17 protein-coding genes are annotated in these 17,021 nt (G+C 72.4%); 8 read left to right on the forward strand and 9 right to left on the reverse strand.

The window, feature by feature from the left end:
• Positions 1-452: CHAD domain-containing protein (locus BIV04_RS14900; RefSeq protein WP_177174834.1), on the forward strand; the 452-nt coding region annotated here is incomplete at its 5' end.
• Positions 453-861: 409 nt separating this feature from the next.
• Here BIV04_RS14900 and BIV04_RS14905 read toward each other — a convergent pair.
• From BIV04_RS14905 to BIV04_RS14925, 5 genes are all read right to left on the reverse strand, one after another.
• Positions 862-1,419 (reverse strand): DUF1697 domain-containing protein, encoded by a 558-nt coding sequence (locus BIV04_RS14905; RefSeq protein ID WP_177174835.1) that lies wholly within the window; start codon positions 1,417-1,419, stop codon positions 862-864.
• 5 nt (positions 1,420-1,424) lie between these two features.
• Positions 1,425-3,533: a S9 family peptidase gene (locus BIV04_RS14910; RefSeq protein ID WP_071257220.1), complete on the reverse strand. Its 2,109-nt coding sequence runs from the start codon at positions 3,531-3,533 to the stop codon at positions 1,425-1,427.
• 20 nt (positions 3,534-3,553) lie between these two features.
• Positions 3,554-3,832 (reverse strand): hypothetical protein, encoded by a 279-nt coding sequence (locus tag BIV04_RS14915; RefSeq protein ID WP_055973541.1) that lies wholly within the window; start codon positions 3,830-3,832, stop codon positions 3,554-3,556.
• A 102-nt stretch (positions 3,833-3,934) separates the two neighbouring features.
• Positions 3,935-4,465: a hypothetical protein gene (locus tag BIV04_RS14920; RefSeq protein WP_143048733.1), complete on the reverse strand. Its 531-nt coding sequence runs from the start codon at positions 4,463-4,465 to the stop codon at positions 3,935-3,937.
• A 49-nt stretch (positions 4,466-4,514) separates the two neighbouring features.
• Positions 4,515-4,868 carry a hypothetical protein gene (locus BIV04_RS14925; protein ID WP_043596433.1) on the reverse strand — a complete coding sequence of 118 codons (354 nt, stop codon included), beginning with the start codon at positions 4,866-4,868 and terminating at the stop codon, positions 4,515-4,517.
• A 103-nt stretch (positions 4,869-4,971) separates the two neighbouring features.
• On the opposite strand from BIV04_RS14925, the gene BIV04_RS14930 reads away from it, so the two are divergent.
• Positions 4,972-5,469, forward strand: a complete 498-nt coding sequence (locus BIV04_RS14930) for an 8-oxo-dGTP diphosphatase (protein ID WP_071257224.1) — start codon at positions 4,972-4,974, stop codon at positions 5,467-5,469.
• Positions 5,470-5,597: 128 nt separating this feature from the next.
• Positions 5,598-5,897: a hypothetical protein gene (locus BIV04_RS14935; protein WP_071257226.1), complete on the forward strand. Its 300-nt coding sequence runs from the start codon at positions 5,598-5,600 to the stop codon at positions 5,895-5,897.
• Between the two features lie 24 nt (positions 5,898-5,921).
• On the opposite strand, the gene BIV04_RS14940 is transcribed toward BIV04_RS14935, so the two are convergent.
• The 3 genes from BIV04_RS14940 to BIV04_RS14950 all read right to left on the reverse strand — a co-directional run bounded on the left by BIV04_RS14940 (position 5,922) and on the right by BIV04_RS14950 (position 9,347).
• Positions 5,922-6,155 (reverse strand): hypothetical protein, encoded by a 234-nt coding sequence (locus BIV04_RS14940; RefSeq protein WP_054144953.1) that lies wholly within the window; start codon positions 6,153-6,155, stop codon positions 5,922-5,924.
• 19 nt (positions 6,156-6,174) lie between these two features.
• On the reverse strand, positions 6,175-7,524 hold the full coding sequence (locus tag BIV04_RS14945; RefSeq protein WP_071257231.1) for an ABC transporter permease: 1,350 nt from the start codon (positions 7,522-7,524) through the stop codon (positions 6,175-6,177).
• A gap of 74 nt (positions 7,525-7,598) precedes the next feature.
• Positions 7,599-9,347: a sodium:proton antiporter gene (locus BIV04_RS14950; protein WP_054144951.1), complete on the reverse strand. Its 1,749-nt coding sequence runs from the start codon at positions 9,345-9,347 to the stop codon at positions 7,599-7,601.
• A 144-nt stretch (positions 9,348-9,491) separates the two neighbouring features.
• Here BIV04_RS14950 and BIV04_RS14955 point away from each other — a divergent pair, with 144 nt between their 5' ends.
• The 4 genes from BIV04_RS14955 to BIV04_RS14970 all read left to right on the forward strand — a co-directional run bounded on the left by BIV04_RS14955 (position 9,492) and on the right by BIV04_RS14970 (position 14,332).
• Positions 9,492-11,051 carry a carboxylesterase/lipase family protein gene (locus tag BIV04_RS14955; RefSeq protein ID WP_071257234.1) on the forward strand — a complete coding sequence of 520 codons (1,560 nt, stop codon included), beginning with the start codon at positions 9,492-9,494 and terminating at the stop codon, positions 11,049-11,051.
• Between the two features lie 110 nt (positions 11,052-11,161).
• Positions 11,162-12,442 (forward strand): inorganic phosphate transporter, encoded by a 1,281-nt coding sequence (locus BIV04_RS14960; RefSeq protein WP_083396517.1) that lies wholly within the window; start codon positions 11,162-11,164, stop codon positions 12,440-12,442.
• Positions 12,442-12,651: a hypothetical protein gene (locus tag BIV04_RS14965; protein ID WP_043596441.1), complete on the forward strand. Its 210-nt coding sequence runs from the start codon at positions 12,442-12,444 to the stop codon at positions 12,649-12,651. Before BIV04_RS14960 ends, BIV04_RS14965 begins: the two co-directional genes overlap by 1 nt.
• A gap of 163 nt (positions 12,652-12,814) precedes the next feature.
• A complete protein-coding gene (locus BIV04_RS14970) occupies positions 12,815-14,332 on the forward strand; it encodes an aspartate ammonia-lyase (RefSeq protein ID WP_071257237.1) in 1,518 nt (505 codons plus the stop codon).
• Between the two features lie 65 nt (positions 14,333-14,397).
• On the opposite strand, the gene BIV04_RS14975 is transcribed toward BIV04_RS14970, so the two are convergent.
• Positions 14,398-15,531: a YihY/virulence factor BrkB family protein gene (locus BIV04_RS14975; RefSeq protein WP_071257240.1), complete on the reverse strand. Its 1,134-nt coding sequence runs from the start codon at positions 15,529-15,531 to the stop codon at positions 14,398-14,400.
• A gap of 109 nt (positions 15,532-15,640) precedes the next feature.
• Between BIV04_RS14975 and BIV04_RS14980 the strand changes: the two genes are divergently transcribed.
• Entirely contained in the window at positions 15,641-17,017 is a 1,377-nt protein-coding gene (locus tag BIV04_RS14980; RefSeq protein ID WP_071257243.1) for a PrsW family intramembrane metalloprotease, read from the forward strand.
• Positions 17,018-17,021 lie beyond the last annotated feature (4 nt).

Here is a 17,021-nt window from a genome sequence, read left to right on the forward strand (position 1 = left end):
CGCTCGTGACGGCTCCGGCGACGGGGGACCACGCGGCGGAGCCGGCGGCCGAGCTCTCAGCCGCGCGGCTGCGGGCCGAGCGGAAGCGGGCGAAGCGGGCCGTCCGGGCGGGGCTCACGGCCCTGGAGGCGTCGGACGGCGAGAGCGGAGCGGAGGCGGCCCCGGCCCTGCACGCGGGGCGGAAGGCCGCCCGGCGGCTGCGGTACGCCCTCGAGGCCGATCGGCCCCGCAGCGGGTCGGGTCGCGGCCGTGCCCGCCGGGCCGAGGCCGTGCAGGACGCCCTCGGCGAGCACCGGGACGCCCTGGCCGCGGTGCGGACGGTGCGCGAGGTCGCGGCGTTCGCCCACCGGTCCGGCGAGGACGCCTTCGGCTACGGCGTGCTGGCGACCCTCGAGGTGCGGCAGGCCGAGGACGCCCTCCGCGGCTTCCGCCGCGCTGCCCGACGACTCTGACCACGGAGGCCGGAGGCCGGAGGGTGTGCCGATGCCGACCGCGCCGGAGGCCGAACGCGGGCGTGTTCGTGGCGGACGGTCGAGCGCGCCCGCCCGCATCCGTCGGACTCGCCCGTCCTCGGTCGGGCCCGCCGACGCCGGTCGGGTCAGGACGGTCAGGTCAGGCCGGTCGGGTCGCGCTTCCCTCGGGCGGCGGGCCTGACCTGACCGTGCGTCCCTCGGGCGGCGGGCCGAACCCGACCGTGCGTCCCTCCGACGGCGGGCCGAACCCGACATCGGCCGCCCGACACGCCGCACCCAAGGAGACATGAGCGGCGTGTCGTCGCCCGATGGTCGCGATGTGCACGGCACGGCACAGCACAGCACAGGACAGGCAGGCGGGGCCGGGTAGGGCGAAGCAGAAACGGGGTCAGCGGGCGCGGCGCGCGAGCAGGGCCTCGAGTCTGCGGACGGTGGCGTCGTTGCGGGCCGTGACCGAGGTCGGCAGTCCGCGCCACCAGGCGGCGGGCACCCGCGAGGCGAGGACGCCCGCCGGCAGCCACTGGTAGACGGCGTCGGGCGAGACGACGATCTCTTCGTCGCCCAGGTCGACGTCAGGAGGCGCGACCCCGTCGAGCGCGCCCGGCACCTCGGCGAACGCCACCGACAACAGCTTCGGCTCGCGCCCCTCGCGCCCCTCGTGCCCGTCGTCGCGGAGCGGGTTCGCCACGGCCAGCCGGCCGAACCGTTCGGCGTCGAGCAACACGAGGTCGGCGTCGACACCGGTGGCCCGGGCGATCGCCGCCCGCAGCCCCGTCGCGTCGTCGGCACCGAGCACCGACGACGCGCCGAAGACCAGGTTGCCGCTGTTGAGCAGCGTCTCGGGGTGCTCGAAGCCGAGGTCGGCGGCCACGCGGCGCAGGTCGGCCATGGCCACCCGTTTCGCGGTGCCGACGTTGACGCCCCGCAGCAGGGCGACGTGGTCCACGACGGTCAGGCTCGCCCGAGAACGTCGAGGATCCACGCGATCTCGAACGCCCGTTCGCGCCACGACTCGTACCGGCCGCTGACGCCGCCGTGCCCGGCCGACATCTCGGTCTTCAGCAGCACCGGTGCGTCGACCTCGCGCAGCCGCGCCACCCACTTCGCGGGTTCGACGTAGAGCACCCGGGTGTCGTTGATCGAGGTCACGGCGAGGATGCGCGGGTACGTGACGTCGTCCCGGACGTTCTCGTACGGGCTGTAGCCGCGCATGTACTCGTAGACCTCGGGGTCGTGCAGCGGGTCGCCCCACTCGTCCCACTCGATCACGGTGAGCGGCAGGTCGGGGTCGAGGATACTCGTCAGCGCGTCGACGAACGGGACGGCCGCGACGATGCCGGCGAACCGGTCGGGCGCGATGTTCGCCACCGCGCCCATCAGCAGGCCGCCGGCGCTGCCGCCCTCGGCCACCATCAGCTCGGGGGTCGTTCGTCCCTCGGCGATCAGGTGGTCGGCGACGGCGACGAAGTCGGTGAAGGTGTTCTTCTTGGTCAGGGTCTTGCCGTCCTCGTACCACGAGCGTCCCAGCTCGCCGCCGCCGCGGACGTGTGCCACGGCGAACACGACGCCGCGGTCGAGCAACGACAGGCGAGCGACGCTGAAGCCCGGGTCGATGCTGTGCTCGTACGAGCCGTAGCCGTAGAGGTGCACCGGCGAGGGGCCCTCGGCGGGGACGGCGTCACGGCGCCAGACGAGCGACACGGGCACGCGGGTGCCGTCGGCCGCCGTGGCCCACTCGCGGGCCTGATCGTAGTCGGCCGGGTCGTAGCCGCCGAGGACGTTCTGGCGCTTGAGCAGGTGACGCTCGCCCGTGCGGACGTCGAGGTCGTAGACCGTCGACGGGGTGACGAACGAGGTGTAGCCGAAGCGGACGGTCGGCTGGTGGAACTCGGGGTTGCCGCCCGCGCCGGCGGCGAACAGCGGCTCGTCAAAGCCGACCTCGGCGACCTCGCCGTAGCCGTCGGGGCCGAGCGGCACGACGGCGAAGCGCGGCAGCGCGTCGCGCCGGTACTCGACCACGAGGTGCCCGGCGAACGCGTCGACCGACTCGAGCCGGACGGAGGCGCGGTGCTCGACGATCACGCGGCGGTCGGTCGTCGAGGTGGGGTCGTCGGCCGGCACGTCGACCAGCTCGAAGTTCTCGGCGCCGTCGTTGTGGACGATCAGCAGGCGGTCGCTGCCCGCGACGATCGCGTGCTCGACGTCGTACTCGACGCCCTCGCGACGCGGCCACACGACCCGGAACTCGCCGGTCGGATCGGCCGCGTCGAGCAACCAGGTCTCGCTGGTGATCTTCGAGCCGACGTCGACGACGAGGTACTGGCGGCTGCGGGTGAGGCCCACCCCGATCCAGTAGCGGTCGTCGGTCTCGGTGAACACCGTGACGTCGTCGCCGGGCTGCCCGACCTCGTGCCGCCAGATGGTGTCGGGACGCCAGGACTCGTCGACGGTGGGGTAGAAGACGAAGCGGCCGGTGGCGTCGAAGAGGGCGCCGGCGGCCGTGCCGGTGACCACGTCGTCGAGGTCGTGACCGGTCGCCAGGTCGCGGATGCGCAGCGTGTAGCGCTCGTCGCCCTCGATGTCGACCGCGTAGGCGAGCAACGATCCGTCGGGCGAGACGTCGAAGCTGCCGATCGAGAAGAAGTCGTGCCCGTCGGCCTCGACGTTGCCGTCGAGCAGCACCTGCTCGCCCTCGGCGGCCTCGCCCGCCTCGATCGACGGGGGCGTCCAGTCGTCGGGCCCGGCGATCGGCGCGCGGCAGTGGATGCCGTACTGCTGCCCCTCGGCCGTGCGCGAGTAGTACCACCACGAGCCCTCACGGACGGGGACGCCCAGGTCGGTCTCTTGCACCCGGCCCTTGATCTCGTCGAAGACCGTCTGCCGCAGGTCGGCGAGGTGGGCCGTCTCGGCCTCGGTGTGCGCGTTCTCGGCCTCGAGGTGCGCGACGACCTCGGGGTCGTCCTTCGCGCGGAGCCACTCGTAGTCGTCGACGAAGTCGTGACCGTGGTGCGAGCGGGTGACGGGCTTCTGGGGGGCGCGGGGAGCAGGAACGGAGGCCATCACCCGAGCCTAACGGCGGCTCAGATCGAGCGGTCGCTCGCCGTGATGCCGCCGAAGGCCGGCACCTCGGGGTACTCGTCCGAGGCGACGTGGACGTCGGCCGGGTCGGGGGCCTCGCCTTCGCGTGCCTCGTCGATCGCCTGCTCGGGGGTGCCGGCCTTCTCGGCCGCCGACTCGGAATGCGTTCCGGGGACGGTGTACGTCGCGTCGACGTCGTGCCCGGCGGGGTCGGGCGCGGCCGACGCGCCGTCGCGGGGTGCCGTGGTGTCGGGAGTCGTGGTCTCGTCGCGGTCGCTCATCTCGGGGACGGTACCCGCGCCTCCTCGGCGACGACCGGCCGGGCCGTAGTCCGGCCCCGCCGTGGGTCGGTCCCGCCGTGGGTCGCCGTCCGACGCGGCGGGTCAGTCGTCGACCGGCAAGGCCGTGGTCGGCGCGGTCAACCCCTGGACGGTGGGGCCGAGGTGCGCCTCGCCGGGTTCGAGGTCGGAGATCGAGCGGCGGTCGGACCTGAGCCGTCGGACCGAGGCGTTGAGCCGGGCGTGCAGCTGCATGAGGTGCAGCCGGTAGCGCTCGGGGGCGTCGTCGCTGTCGTCGAGGAAGGTGTTGCAGGCGAGCGTCATCTCGTTGAGCACGGGCAGGGCCGACGAGCGGGGGCGGAGCGCTCGCCGAGCCCGCCGGATCTCGCCCCGGAGGGCCGAGATCGAATGACGCGCCTGCTCGTAGACGGGGTCGAGGGCGCGGGGGTTGGGGCTGAGCCTCGGCGCCACCCGGCGCAGCACGCGCCGGAAGTGGATCTCGGTGATCAGCTCGTTGAGGGCGGAGGCCTCGCGCCGCCGCGACTCGATCAGTCGCACGAGCAGGTTCGACGCGAACGCCGCCCCGGCGCCCACGAACGCACCCACGGTCACCGTCACGACGTCCCACCAGCTCATGCGCACACGCTACGGCGCACCACCGACAGACGGGCCGGGGGATCGACGGTCAGCGAGAGGCGTCGTCGAGCCGACCCATGAGCGACCAGACGGCGCGCGACAACTCGGGGTGCCAGAGGGCGATGGTGCGCAGGTAGCCGAGTTCGTCGGCGAGGCCGAGCCCCGTCGCGGTCGGTACGCCGTCGGTGCCGAGGGCGTCGGCCCGCAGCGAGATGACGACCTGTTCGTCGACGGTGGGCAGACCGGGGATGACGTCCCAGGGGTCCTCGCCGTTGCGGCAGCGCAGCTCGATGAGGGCGGAGAGCTCGTCGTGGGCCTCGGCTCGCAGCACCTCGAGGCTGCGACCGGCACCGCGGAACTCCGGCCCGGGGCGTCGCCTCCCGCTCGATCGTGCTTCGGACATGCCGACGAGCCTACGCGCGAGCCGCCGAGCCGTTCCCGGGGACGCGCCCCGCGCCTCCTGCCGTCGGTCCTCCGGGCGGGACGGCAGCCGATAGCCTGCCGTCATGCCGGTCTACCGCGTCTGCGTCGCCTACCTGTTGCGTGAACACGAGGGCCGCACGCAGGTGCTGCTGGGTCGCAAGAAGCGCGGACTCGGCACGGGGCGCTGGGTCGGCCTCGGCGGCAAGCTCGAGCCGGGCGAGGGGGTCGAGGAGGCGGTGGTCCGCGAGATCGCGGAGGAGAGCGGCGTCGAGGTGGTCGCGTCCGACCTCGACCGGCGGGGTGACCTGCTCTACCTCTTCCCGCACCGCGAGAGCTGGAGCCAGCGGTCGACGGTCTTCGTCGTCACCACGTGGCGCGGCGAACCGGCCGAGAGCGACGAGCTGGTGCCGCGGTGGTTCGACCTCGACGACCTGCCCCTGGACGAGATGTGGGACGACGCGTCGCACTGGCTGCCCGGCGTGCTCGCCGGGGGACAGGTCGCCCGGACGTTCGTGTTCGCGGCCGACCTCGCGACGGTGGCCTCCGACGCCCCTCTTCCTGCCGGACACGCCGGTCCCTGAGGCGTTCCGGCCGGGACGCGTGGCCCTCGCAGAGGGGGGCGCGGCGGCGGCGCGCCCCGCTTAGGGTCGGACCCGAGACGGATCTCGGGGGACACCCCCGCCGTCGGACGGATCTCACGGGGAGCGACATGACCAGCTACGACGGCCTCACCACCACCACGATGCGGCCCCTGGCCGGCACCGCCGGGGCGGCCCGTCACCTGACGCTGCCGCTGTGGCTGCCCGCGGTCGCCTGGGCCCTCGGCCTCGTCGCCGTCGTGGTCGGAGCGGCGTTCGGCGGCATCCTGCTGGCGCTCTCGAGCCTCGGCGTGGTCGCCCTCGTCGCGGGCATGGCCGCAACGGCCGCGCGGTGGCACCGCATCGAACGCTTCGCGGCGATCGAGCTGGCCGAGAGGCGTGCGTCGGCCGCCGAGGCCCGACTCGTCTGAGATCGGCACGTCACCGGCGCGGGGTCAGCGCCCGCGTCGAGTCCTGGTGCGGGACAGGCCCGCCCGCACGAAGAAGTCGACGACGCCCGTGAGCACGGCACCGACGACCGCGATCCAGGCGTAGCCGACGAAGCGCGCCGCGACGTCGGGACCACCCTGTGGTGCCAGCGTGACCGAGAGCACGTAGAGGGTTCCGGCCGCGACGAGCAGCAGGACGACGAGGGCGACGAGCAGACGGTGCAGGGTGTTCGTGGTCACGAGCGTCGAGGGTACCGCCTCAGCGCGCCGCGCCGCCGTCATGCCCGGGGTGCGCCGACCCGGCCCGGTCGCTCGGCACGACCCGCACGGGTCGCGTCGAGAGTTCGTCGTTCTCGAGCCCCCCGGGTGCGCCGAGGAACATGTCGCCCCGCTCGCCGGCATCGCCGAGATCGCCGCGTTCGTCCTCCGGGATCGTGTTGATCGTGCCCGTGTCCGTCGCCACGAGGCCGTGGCGGGCGAGCACCTCGTCGCGCTCGGCGATGAGGAACTCGCGGTTCGCGTTCTGGGCGTCGGCGAACATCGTGGTGCGCCCCGACACGATGCGGGCGATGCGGCGGTTCTCCCACCAGCGCTTGCCGACGATCATCAGCACGATGCCGAGTGCGGCGTAGCAGAGCATCATCGTCACGCCGCGGCCGTAGCCGGGGCCCACGCCGTAGAGCACGCGCTTGAGCATCTCGGTGATGCCGCTGCCGACCACGACGGCGTTGAGCCACGCGAACGGTTGGGGCATGAACCACGCGGGGTAGGCGGCGCCGGACGACGGCATGGACAGGAAGACGAAGACGATCATGGCGGGCAGGGCGACGAACCGTCCGACGAAGTAGCTGATGCCGTTGACCGCGAGGCCGATCGCGATGATCCAGGCCCAGGCGATGAAGAAGAGCGGCACGAAGTGCCCGTCGACGGCCCCGATCACCGGCCCCGCGAGCACGTTCGTCACGAGCGAGATCACGCCGCCCCCGACGCCGATCACCGTCATCCGGGTGCGGTGGCGCAGCGGGGCGCCCATCAGCCCGATGAACATCGCGACCATGTAGCCGCCGATGCACCACGAGAGCATCAGGTACATCGACACGGTGCCGTACTCGTCGTTCGCGGGCAGGGGGGCCAGGTCGGTGACGGTGGGCGTGACCCCCTGGGCCTCGAGCACGGGGGTGATCGTCGCCGGGATGAGGGCGGCGACCTGGTACTGGTGGGCGCTCGCGGTGTAGATCGTGGTGTCGGCCGGGTCGTAGGCCACGGCGACGTGACCGGCGAGCACGGCCTGCTCGGCCTCGTCGACGGAACCGTAGGCCCGGACGTCGATCACGCCGGGGCGGGCCTCGTCGAGCCCCGTCTGGAGGTCGGCGGCGGCCGACGACGATCCGACGACGGCCACGGGGACGTCGTGCGGATGGGGCGCGTGGAAGGCTGCGATGTAGCAGAGGCAGAAGCCGACGATGAAGAACAGCGGCAGCCAGAGCTGCAGGCCGATCAGCTGCAACGACGGGTGGAGGGTCGAGTACCAGCGGCGGTAACGACCGGGCTCGGGCTTCGCCGGGCCGCCCTCGGCGTCCGTGGTCGTCTGGTTCGTCGTGGTCGCCACGGTGCCGCGCCCTCCTGGTCTCTGTCGTCTTCTCGTCTCGCCGCCGGTGCCGCTCACGATACGCCGCGCGGGAGTCACGACCTCGTGCTCGTGAAGGCCGAGGTGTCCATGGCGAGCTCCTCGGCGTCGAGTCCGAGCAGCACCCGCCTCATGACCTCTTCGTCGAGGGCGCCGGCGTCCCGCTCGCGCAGCACCACCTCGCGTCGTTTGGCGAGCAGCTCGCGCCGGATGGAGCCGAGCGCCTGGGGCGCCGCACGACGGCGGGCGCGCTGGGCGGCGGTCGCCCCCGAGACGTCCCGTTCGTCGGCGTCGTCGAGGGCCGTGCGTTGCAGCGCCTCGTTCTGCCGCAGCAGTCGGGTCGTCGAGAGCTGCACGGCGCGCTCCGTGAGCTCGGGCCCCCACCGCTTCTCCCACTCGGCACGACGCTCGGCGACGTAGGCCATGGTCTCGTCGGTGCTGGTCGCGAACACCGCCAGCTCGGCGGCGAGGTCGCGGTCGCGTTGCGTGTCGTCGCGGACGCCGAGCGCCCGGATGACGACCGGCAGCGTGAGCCCCTGCAGCAGCAGGGTGCCGACCGTGACGATGAACGCGATGAGGAACATCGTGTCGCGCGCCGGCACGGGGATGGTCGACTCGGTGACCGCCGGGATCGACACGGCCGCGGCGAGGGTGACCACACCTCTCATGCCGGTCCACGAGATGACGCTCAGCTGTCGCCAGTCCATGCGGGGTTGCGGGTGGTAACGCACCGTCCGCAGCGCCGGAGCTCGCCGCAGCCGGCGGAGCGCGGGCACCCGGCGGAGCTTCCGCAGCACCGTCGAGAGGAAGAGGTACCGGCCGGCGCGGGCTGCGTAGTAGGTGCCGAACACGAAGACCGGTCGCACGAGGACGACCACGGCCAGGACGGCGAGCGCGACGCCGACGCTCTGTCCGAGGCCACGCTCGCTCTCACTGACGTCGATCACGACGGCCCGCAGCTGGAGGCCGATCAGCGCGAAGACGAAGCCCTCGAGCACGACGTCGGCGGCCGACCAGAACGGGCGCTCCTGCAGACGGGTCGCGTAGCCCGTGCGGGGTGAGTTGAAGCCCACGTAGAGCCCCGCGGCCACGACCGCGAGCACGCCCGAGCCGCTCAGCTCCTCGGCGGCGATGTAGGCGACGAACGGCAACAGCAGGCCGATGACGTTCTCGACCACGGGGTCGTCGATGCGCATCCGCACCCGGTGGGCGACGAAGCCGAGCGCGAGGCCCACCGCCACGCCCACGCCGATGGCGAGGCCGAAGATGCCGAGGTCGTCCCACAGCGTGAGGCTCGCACCGCCCACGATCGCCAGGAACACCTTCACCAGGGTGAGCGACGCGGCGTCGTTGATCAGGCTCTCGCCCGACAGCACGGTCATCACCTTGCGGGGCAGCCCGAGCTTGCGACCGATGGCGGCCGCCGACACGGCGTCGGGAGGCGCGACCACGGCCCCGACGAGGAGTGCGGCGGGCAGGGTCATGTCGGGGATCATCACGTAGGCGACGCCCCCGACGGCGAACGCCGTCACGATCACGGCGCCCACGCCCAGTCGGGCGATCTGCACCCGGCTCTCGCGGAAGTTCAGCAGGCTGACGTCGAGCGCGGCCGAGTAGAGCAGCGGCGGCAGGACCACGGTCAGGATGACCTCGGAGTCGATCTCGATGTCGGGCACGCCGGGGATCAGCGACACGAGCAGAGCGATGCCCACGGTGAGGAGCGGTGCGGGCAGACCCCGCCAGCGGGCGAAGGCGGTCACGACGAGCGACCCGGTCAAGATGATCAGCAGCTCGCCGAGTTCCATGTGAGCCGGGCTCCGTCCAGTCGTCGAGGGCAGCCATGCGATGTGCACCGACTGCAAAGTCCGATCCATCCTCCCAGGCACCCCCTAGGAGAACGTCGGGTGAACGGCCCCGGTCGGCCGTCCGACGGCCCGTAACATCGCTGCGTGACCGCACAGCCCCGGGCGACCGTCCCGGCCCCCGACCTCGTCCGCACCACCCGCTCGGGCGAGGTCCGCGGCGTGCGGGAGCGCGGCGTTCTCGCCTGGCGCGGCATCCCCTTCGCGGCACCACCCGTGGGGCGCCTCCGGTTCCGGGCCCCCGAGCCGCCCGCGGCGTGGACGGGCGTCCGCGACGCCGGCCGGTTCGGCCCCGCCGCCCCACAGGACCGCGTGCAGTTCGTCGGCGTCGACGCCACCACGCCCCTCAGCGAGGACTGCCTGACGGTCAACGTGATCACGCCGGACGGCACCGCGCCGGGTGACGCGCTGCCCGTGCTCGTGTTCGTCCACGGAGGCGCGTACAGCGTCGGGTCGTCGCGCGAGTTCCCGAGACAGGGCGAGACGCTCGTCCGCGAGGGCGGCATCGTCTACGTCAGCCTCAACTACCGGCTGGGCGCCTTCGGCTACCTCGACTTCAGCCACTGGGCGACCCCGGAGCGCCCGTTCGACAGCAACCTCGGGCTGCGCGACCAGGTCGCCGCCCTCGAATGGGTCCGCGACAACGTCGCCGCGTTCGGCGGCGACCCCGACCGCGTGACCGTGTCGGGCGAGAGCTCGGGTGGCAACGCCGTGACGACCCTCATGACGGTGCCGCGCGCTCGCGGACTCTTCCGCGGGGTCGTCGCGCAGAGCGCACCGCCGAACGCGATCTACCCGCCGGACGTGACGCAGCGCTGGGCGGGGGAGTTCCTCGAGCTGCTGGCGCACGACCTGGACGACGACGACCTCGAGGCCACGAGTGTCGACGACGCGGCGACGATGCTCGCCGAGGCGCCGACGACCGCGATCGTCCGGGCGGCCAGTCGACTGCAGCTGCGCATCCCCGACGAGGACCCCGGCACGATCTGCTTCAGCCCGGTCATCGACGGCGACTTCCTGCCCGAACGCCCGCTCGACGCCTTCAAGGCGGGACGCGCCCACCCGGTGCCGTTGATCATCGGCACGAACGACCGCGAGGGGTCGGTGTTCACCGGGCGCCGAGACATCCTCGCCACGACCAAGCCGCGCATCCGGGCCATCTTCGCCGCGACCGAGAAGAAGGCGCGGAAGGCGATCAAGAAGCACTACCCGGGGCTTCCCGCCCGCCCGGCCGCCCTCGACTTCGGCGGCGACTACGCGTTCTGGTTCCCGAGCGTCAAGGTCGCCGAGCGGCACGCGCTGCACCAGCCGGTCCGGTTCTACCGGTTCGACGCGACGACCCGCATCCTGCGCACGGCCGGGGTCGACGCGTTCCACGGTCTCGAGCTCTGGGCGATCTACGACCGCATGGGCTCCGCGTTCGGGTGGGCGATGAGCCTGCTGGGCGGCCGCCGGGCCTTCCTGCGCACGGCCGCGCGGACGCGCTCGCGGTGGCTCGAGTTCGTCCGCACGGGGGCGGTCGCCGACTGGCCGACCTACGACCCGCACCGGAGGCGCACCCTGATCATCGACGCCCGGGACCGTGTCGAGCACGACCCGCGGGGCGAGAGGCGACGGGCCTGGCAGGACTTCGTGCCGCACGTCTGAGGCGTGCCCACGGCCGGGCGACAGCCTGCGTCACCCACCGTTCACCGGGATGTACCCCGCAGGTAACCGCCGAGTTGACCCGCGTCCACCCAGCTGTGACACTCAGGCCGGTGGACATCACACTCATCGTCGTCCTGGTCATCGCACTGGCACTCTTCTTCGACTTCACGAACGGGTTCCACGACACGGCCAACGCCATGGCGACCCCGATCGCGACCGGAGCGATGAAGCCCAAGGTCGCCGTCACGGTGGCCGCGATCCTCAACCTGGTCGGGGCCTTCCTCAGCACCGAGGTCGCCAGGACCGTCTCGGGCGGCATCATCCGCGAAGGCGACGGCGGGGTTCAGATCACCCCCGAGATGATCTTCGCCGGCCTCATCGGCGCCGTCGTCTGGAACATGTTCACGTGGCTGCGCGGGTTGCCGTCGAGCTCGTCGCACGCCCTGTTCGGTGGGTTGATCGGTGCGGCGATCGTCGGTGCCGGCATGGGGTCGGTGGACTTCGGCGTCGTGCTGTCGAAGGTCGTGCTGCCCGCCCTGCTCGCCCCGTTGATCGCCGGCGTCGTCGGGTACACCGCCACGCGCCTCGCCTACACGATCACCCGACGCCGTGACGACAAGAGCGAGCGGGGCGGCTTCCGCTACGGCCAGATCTTCACGTCGTCGTTGGTCGCCCTGGCGCACGGAACGAACGACGCGCAGAAGACCATGGGCGTCATCACGCTCACGCTCATCGCCGGCGGGCTGCTCACGCCCGACTCCGGCCCGCCCTTCTGGGTCGTCGTGGTCTGCGCCTTCGCCATCGCGCTGGGCACGTACACGGGCGGCTGGCGCATCATCCAGACCATGGGCGGCGGCCTCACCGAGGTCAAGCCCACTCAGGGCTTCTCGGCCGAGGCGTCGACGACCGCGACCGTTCTGGCCTCGAGCCACCTGGGCTTCGCGCTGTCGACGACGCAGGTCGCGAGCGGGTCGATCATCGGAGCCGGCCTCGGACGCCGCGGCTCGAAGATCCAGTGGGGCACGGCCGGCAAGATCGTCGTCGCCTGGTTCATCACGCTCCCCGCCTCGGCGGCCGTCGGTGCCGTCGCGGCCCTCATCGCCACCCTCGGCGTCACGGGACTCGTGATCGACGCGGCCGTCGGCGCCGTCGTCATCGCCGGCATCTTCGTCCTCTCCCGCCGTCGGCCGCACGACCAGGGCTCGGCCATCGAGGTCGACGTCGCAGCCACCTCGGTGCTCTCGCGTCGCCGGGCCCGGCGGGCCGTCCGCAAGGGCCGCGTCGACACCCCGGCGTCCGGCGTCGAGGCCCCCTTCGTCCGCATGGACGACCCACCCGAGCCCGTCGCCGCCCCGCGCAGCACGGCTCCGACCGACGACGAGGTGCGCTGATGATCGACTGGTCCGCCTTCGTCGTGGTGGCGCTCGTCGCGCTCTTCTCCGCCGCCGCCCTCGTGTCGCTCTACTCGTTCGGCCTGCGCCTCCTGACCGTCGAGGGCCGGACCCCCGTGCGCACCGCCGCCGGCTACGCCTGCTTCGTGGTCTGCGCCCTCGGCGTGCTGTACGGCATCTACCTGATCGTCCCGGGCTTCCACCGCTGACCTGGTACCCCTCTGGTGGACTCGTCCCCAGGGGCGGGATCGTCCCGGGCGGCCGAGCCGCGCCTCCCCGGGAGGGACCCGTCCGCCGTCCCGCCGGTAGGGTCGACGGAAGCGTCCGGTCGACGACGACCGGGCCCCGACTGACGACGGAGGCTCACCACACGTGACGACCGAGACAGCAGCACCGACCCGCACCGAGACCGATTCGCTGGGCAGCCGAGAGGTCCCCGCCGACGTCTACTGGGGCATCCACACCGCCCGGGCGCTCGAGAACTTCCCGATCTCGCAGCGGCCGATCTCGGTCTACCCCGACCTCGTCACGGCCCTCGCGCTGGTGAAGCAGGCGGCGGCCCGCGCCAACGTCGAGATCGGCGTGCTCGACCCGGTCAAGGCCGAGGCCATCGAACGCGCCTGCGAAGAGATCCGCGGGGGCGCCCTGCACGACCAGTTCGCCGTGGGGGTCATCCAGGGCGGCGCCGGCACGTCGACGAACATGAACAGCAACGAGGTCATCGCCAACCGCGCCCTCGAGCTGCTCGGCCACGCCAAGGGCGACTACCGCCACCTCCACCCGATCGACGACGTCAACCGCAGCCAGAGCACCAACGACACCTATCCCACCTCGATCAAGATCGCGATGGTGCTCACCCTGCGCCGCCTCCTCGTCGAACTCGACCTGCTCGCCGACTCGTTCGCCGCCAAGGGCGCCGAGTTCCACGACGTGCTCAAGGTCGGCCGCACCCAGCTGCAGGACGCCGTGCCGATGACCCTCGGCCAGGAGTTCACGGGCTTCGCGCACACCCTGGCCGAAGACGTCCAGCGACTGCGCGACGTGGTGCCGCTGCTCGGCGAGATCAACCTCGGTGCCACGGCCATCGGCACGGGAATCACGGCCGACCCGCTCTACGCCGACGCCGTCCGCCGCCACCTCAGCACGCTCTCGGGCATGGACCTCGTCACGGCCCCCGACCTCATCGAGGCGACGAGCGACACGGGCGTCTTCATGACGTTGAGCGGCGCCCTGAAACGCAGCGCGATCAAGCTGTCCAAGATCTGCAACGACCTGCGACTGCTGTCGTCGGGCCCGCAGGCGGGCATCAGCGAGATCACGCTGCCGCCGCGCCAGGCCGGGTCGTCGATCATGCCGGGCAAGGTGAACCCGGTGATCCCCGAGGTGGTCAACCAGGTCGCGTTCTCGGTGGCCGGGGCCGACGTGACGGTCACGATGGCCGCCGAGGCCGGGCAGCTGCAGCTCAACGCGTTCGAGCCCGTCATCACCCACTCGGTCATGCAGAGCCTGCAGTGGATGACCTACGCCTGCCAGACGTTGCGGATCAACTGCGTCGACGGCATCGAGGCGAACCGCGCCCGCCTGACCCAGCAGGTCGAGACGAACGTCGGCAGCGTCACGGCGCTCACGCCCTACATCGGTTACACGGCGGCCGCGGCGATCGCGCACACCGCGCTGACGACGAACGCGGCGATCGCGCCGCTCGTCGTCGCGGCCGGCCTGATGACCGACGAGCAGGTGCGTAAGGTGCTGTCGCCCGCCCGCCTCTCGGGACTCGCGCCGATCACCAGCGCGATCACCGTCATCGACGTCGAGGACCCCGCCGCGGCGGTGGCCCGGGCCGCCAACACGACGGGCGCGCGCAACCCGGGCGACGAGACCGCCGGCTGACGCGACCACGGGCAGGAGGCGCGGCGCCGGTCGACCGGCACCGCGCCTCCTGAGGGTCCGCGCCTCTAAGGCGTCGACGGGGCGTGGGTGCTCGGGTCGACCTGGTCGGCTCGCTGCGCGGCCTGGGGCCGCTCGTCGGCCGGCCGGTCTCGGTCGCCCCGCAGGTGGACGCGCCGCAGTTCGTCCGGCTCGAGCACGCCGCCGTTCTCGCGCAGGGCTCGCTCGCGGATCGCCCGGCCCACCCGGACGTCCCAGGCGAGGTTCCGCGCCAGGATGTGGTTGCGCGCGGTGTCACGGAGCGGCAGGGGGATGACCTCCTCGGCCTGCACCCCCCGACGCAGCTGGCGCATGCGCAGGATCTCGCTGTCGAGCTCGCCGCCGATCACGAGCACGAAGTTGCTGATGTACGCGTAGAGCAACACGACCACGACACCGCCCACCCAGCCGTAGAAGCGGTCGTAGTTCGACACCGTCGCGACGTAGACCGCGAAGCCCACCGTCGCGATCGCCCAGCCGCCGAGGGCGACCATGGCTCCGTACGACACCCAGCGCAGGCGCGGTGGTCGCACGTTGGGCGTGAAGAAATAGAGCATCGCGACCGAGAGGACGGCCAGGACCACGAGCACGGGCCACTTGACGACGTTGTAGAGGTCGGTCCACGGTCGGCCGATGCCGAAGCGGGCGGCGACCGCGTCGCTCAGCGTGGGCGTCACGAGCAGGATGACCGCGATGACGGCGAATGACACCATCAGCACGAGCGTGACGATCATCATGTGGCCGCGGAACTTCCAGATGCGGCGCCCCTCCTCGACCTCGTAGGCGGTGTTCATCGCCCGACCGAACGCCGTCGTGTAGGCCGACAACGACCACAGGGTGAGCCAGAGGCCGATGCCGAACGCGACGCCGGGGTTCGACAGGCTGAGCATCTGCTCGAGCGGCCAGCGCAGGGTCTCGATCGCGTCGGGGCTCAGGACGTACCGGGCCACCGAGAGGATCTCGTCCACGGCGTCGCCGTCGTCGACGAACAGGGCGACCCCCGAGACGAGCGCGAGCGCGCCGGGCACCAGGGCGAGCATCGAGAAGAAGGTGAGCGACCCGGCGGCGTCGATGGTGCGGTGGCGCAGGAAATCGTGCCAGACCCGCATGATCACGTACCGGAACAGCGACGGGTCCTCGGGCAGGGAACGCGTCGGGGCCATCCTGCGAGATTACCGGGCGGTCCGGGACGTCGCGGCCCGTCACGCGGTCCGTCCCGCCCCCCGTCCCGCACCCCGCGCCGACCCCGGCGTCAGCCCGTAGGGTCGGGGGATGACCTGGTCCGATCCCCGCGGCGTCGGACACGACGCGTACGGACGCCCGCTGACGCCCTACGCCGATCCCTCCGCCGTCACCCCGGCGGCGGGCCCCACCTGGTCGGTCCAGGGTCCGGCGGCCAACCCCGAGCCGGTCTGGTACCCCGTGCAGCCGGTCTTCGTGCAGCCGACCCCGCACCGCCGGGTCGCGAGTGCCGTGGCGCTCGCCGTGGGGTTCACGGTGATCGGCACGTTCGCCCTGGCCGTCGGCCTGTACTTCCTGGTCTTCGTGCAGCCCGGGGTGCTGTTGGCCGGCAGCCTGCTCGCCTTCGTCCCGTTGACGATCGTGCTGCTCGGCATCTGGTTGGTCGACCGGTGGGAGCCCGAACCACGGGTGGCCCTGCTGTTCGCGTTCCTCTGGGGCGCGGCGGTCGCCGTGGGAACGGCGCTGATCGTCGACTACGCCCTCGAGACGGCTCGGGCCGTGCTCGGCGTCAGGTCCGGCGAGCTGGGGGACGTCCTCGGGGCGGTCGTCCAGGCGCCGCTCGTCGAGGAGGGGGCGAAGGGGCTCGGGGTGCTGCTCGTCCTGTGGATCTTCCGACGGCACTTCGACGGCCCGGTCGACGGGATCGTCTACGCGGCCACGGTGGCGGCGGGCTTCGCCTTCGTCGAGAACATTCAGTACTTCGCCCTGCAGGTCGGAGAAGACCTCGCGACGGGCAGCCAGGGTCTCGCCTACGTCTTCTTCGTGCGCGCCCTGATGTCGCCGTTCGCGCACGTGATGTACACGGCCTGCACCGGCTTCGCCCTCGGTCTCGCGGCACGTCGGACCGGCCCCTACGGCGCGATCGGCTGGTTCTTCGTCGGCCTCGTCCCCGCGGCGGGACTGCACGCGCTGTGGAACGGTGCCCTGTTCGTGGTCGGCGACGGCTTCTTCGTCTACTACCTGCTCGTGCAGGTGCCGATCTTCGTGGCCATGGTGCTGCTCGTGGTGTTCCTGCGCCGCAACGAGCGGAGGGTCACCCACGACCGGCTCGCCGAGTACGCCGCGGTGGGTTGGTTCAGCGCCGACGAGGTCGGCATGCTCTCGTCGAGCGCCGGTCGTCGCCGCGCGAGGTCGTGGGCCGCGTCCCGGGGTATCCGACCCGCCATGAAGGTCTTCATCTCGAACGCCACGCGCCTGGCCTTCACCCGCCAGCGACTGGTGAAGGGCCGCCGCGCGCTCGACGAGGCGGTGCAGCGCGACGAGGCCGAACTGCTCTCCGCCCTCACCGCGAGCCGTGTCGCCCTGCAGGCTCCGCCCACGGCCTTCGTCGGGTACCCGCAGCACCCGGGGTGGCCGCCGCAGGTGCCGCAGCATCCCGGGTCGCCGCAGTCCGGCCCCGGCTGGTGACGCG

This window comes from Frigoribacterium sp. MCBA15_019 (genome assembly GCF_001864945.1).
Lineage (GTDB): Bacteria > Actinomycetota > Actinomycetes > Actinomycetales > Microbacteriaceae > Frigoribacterium.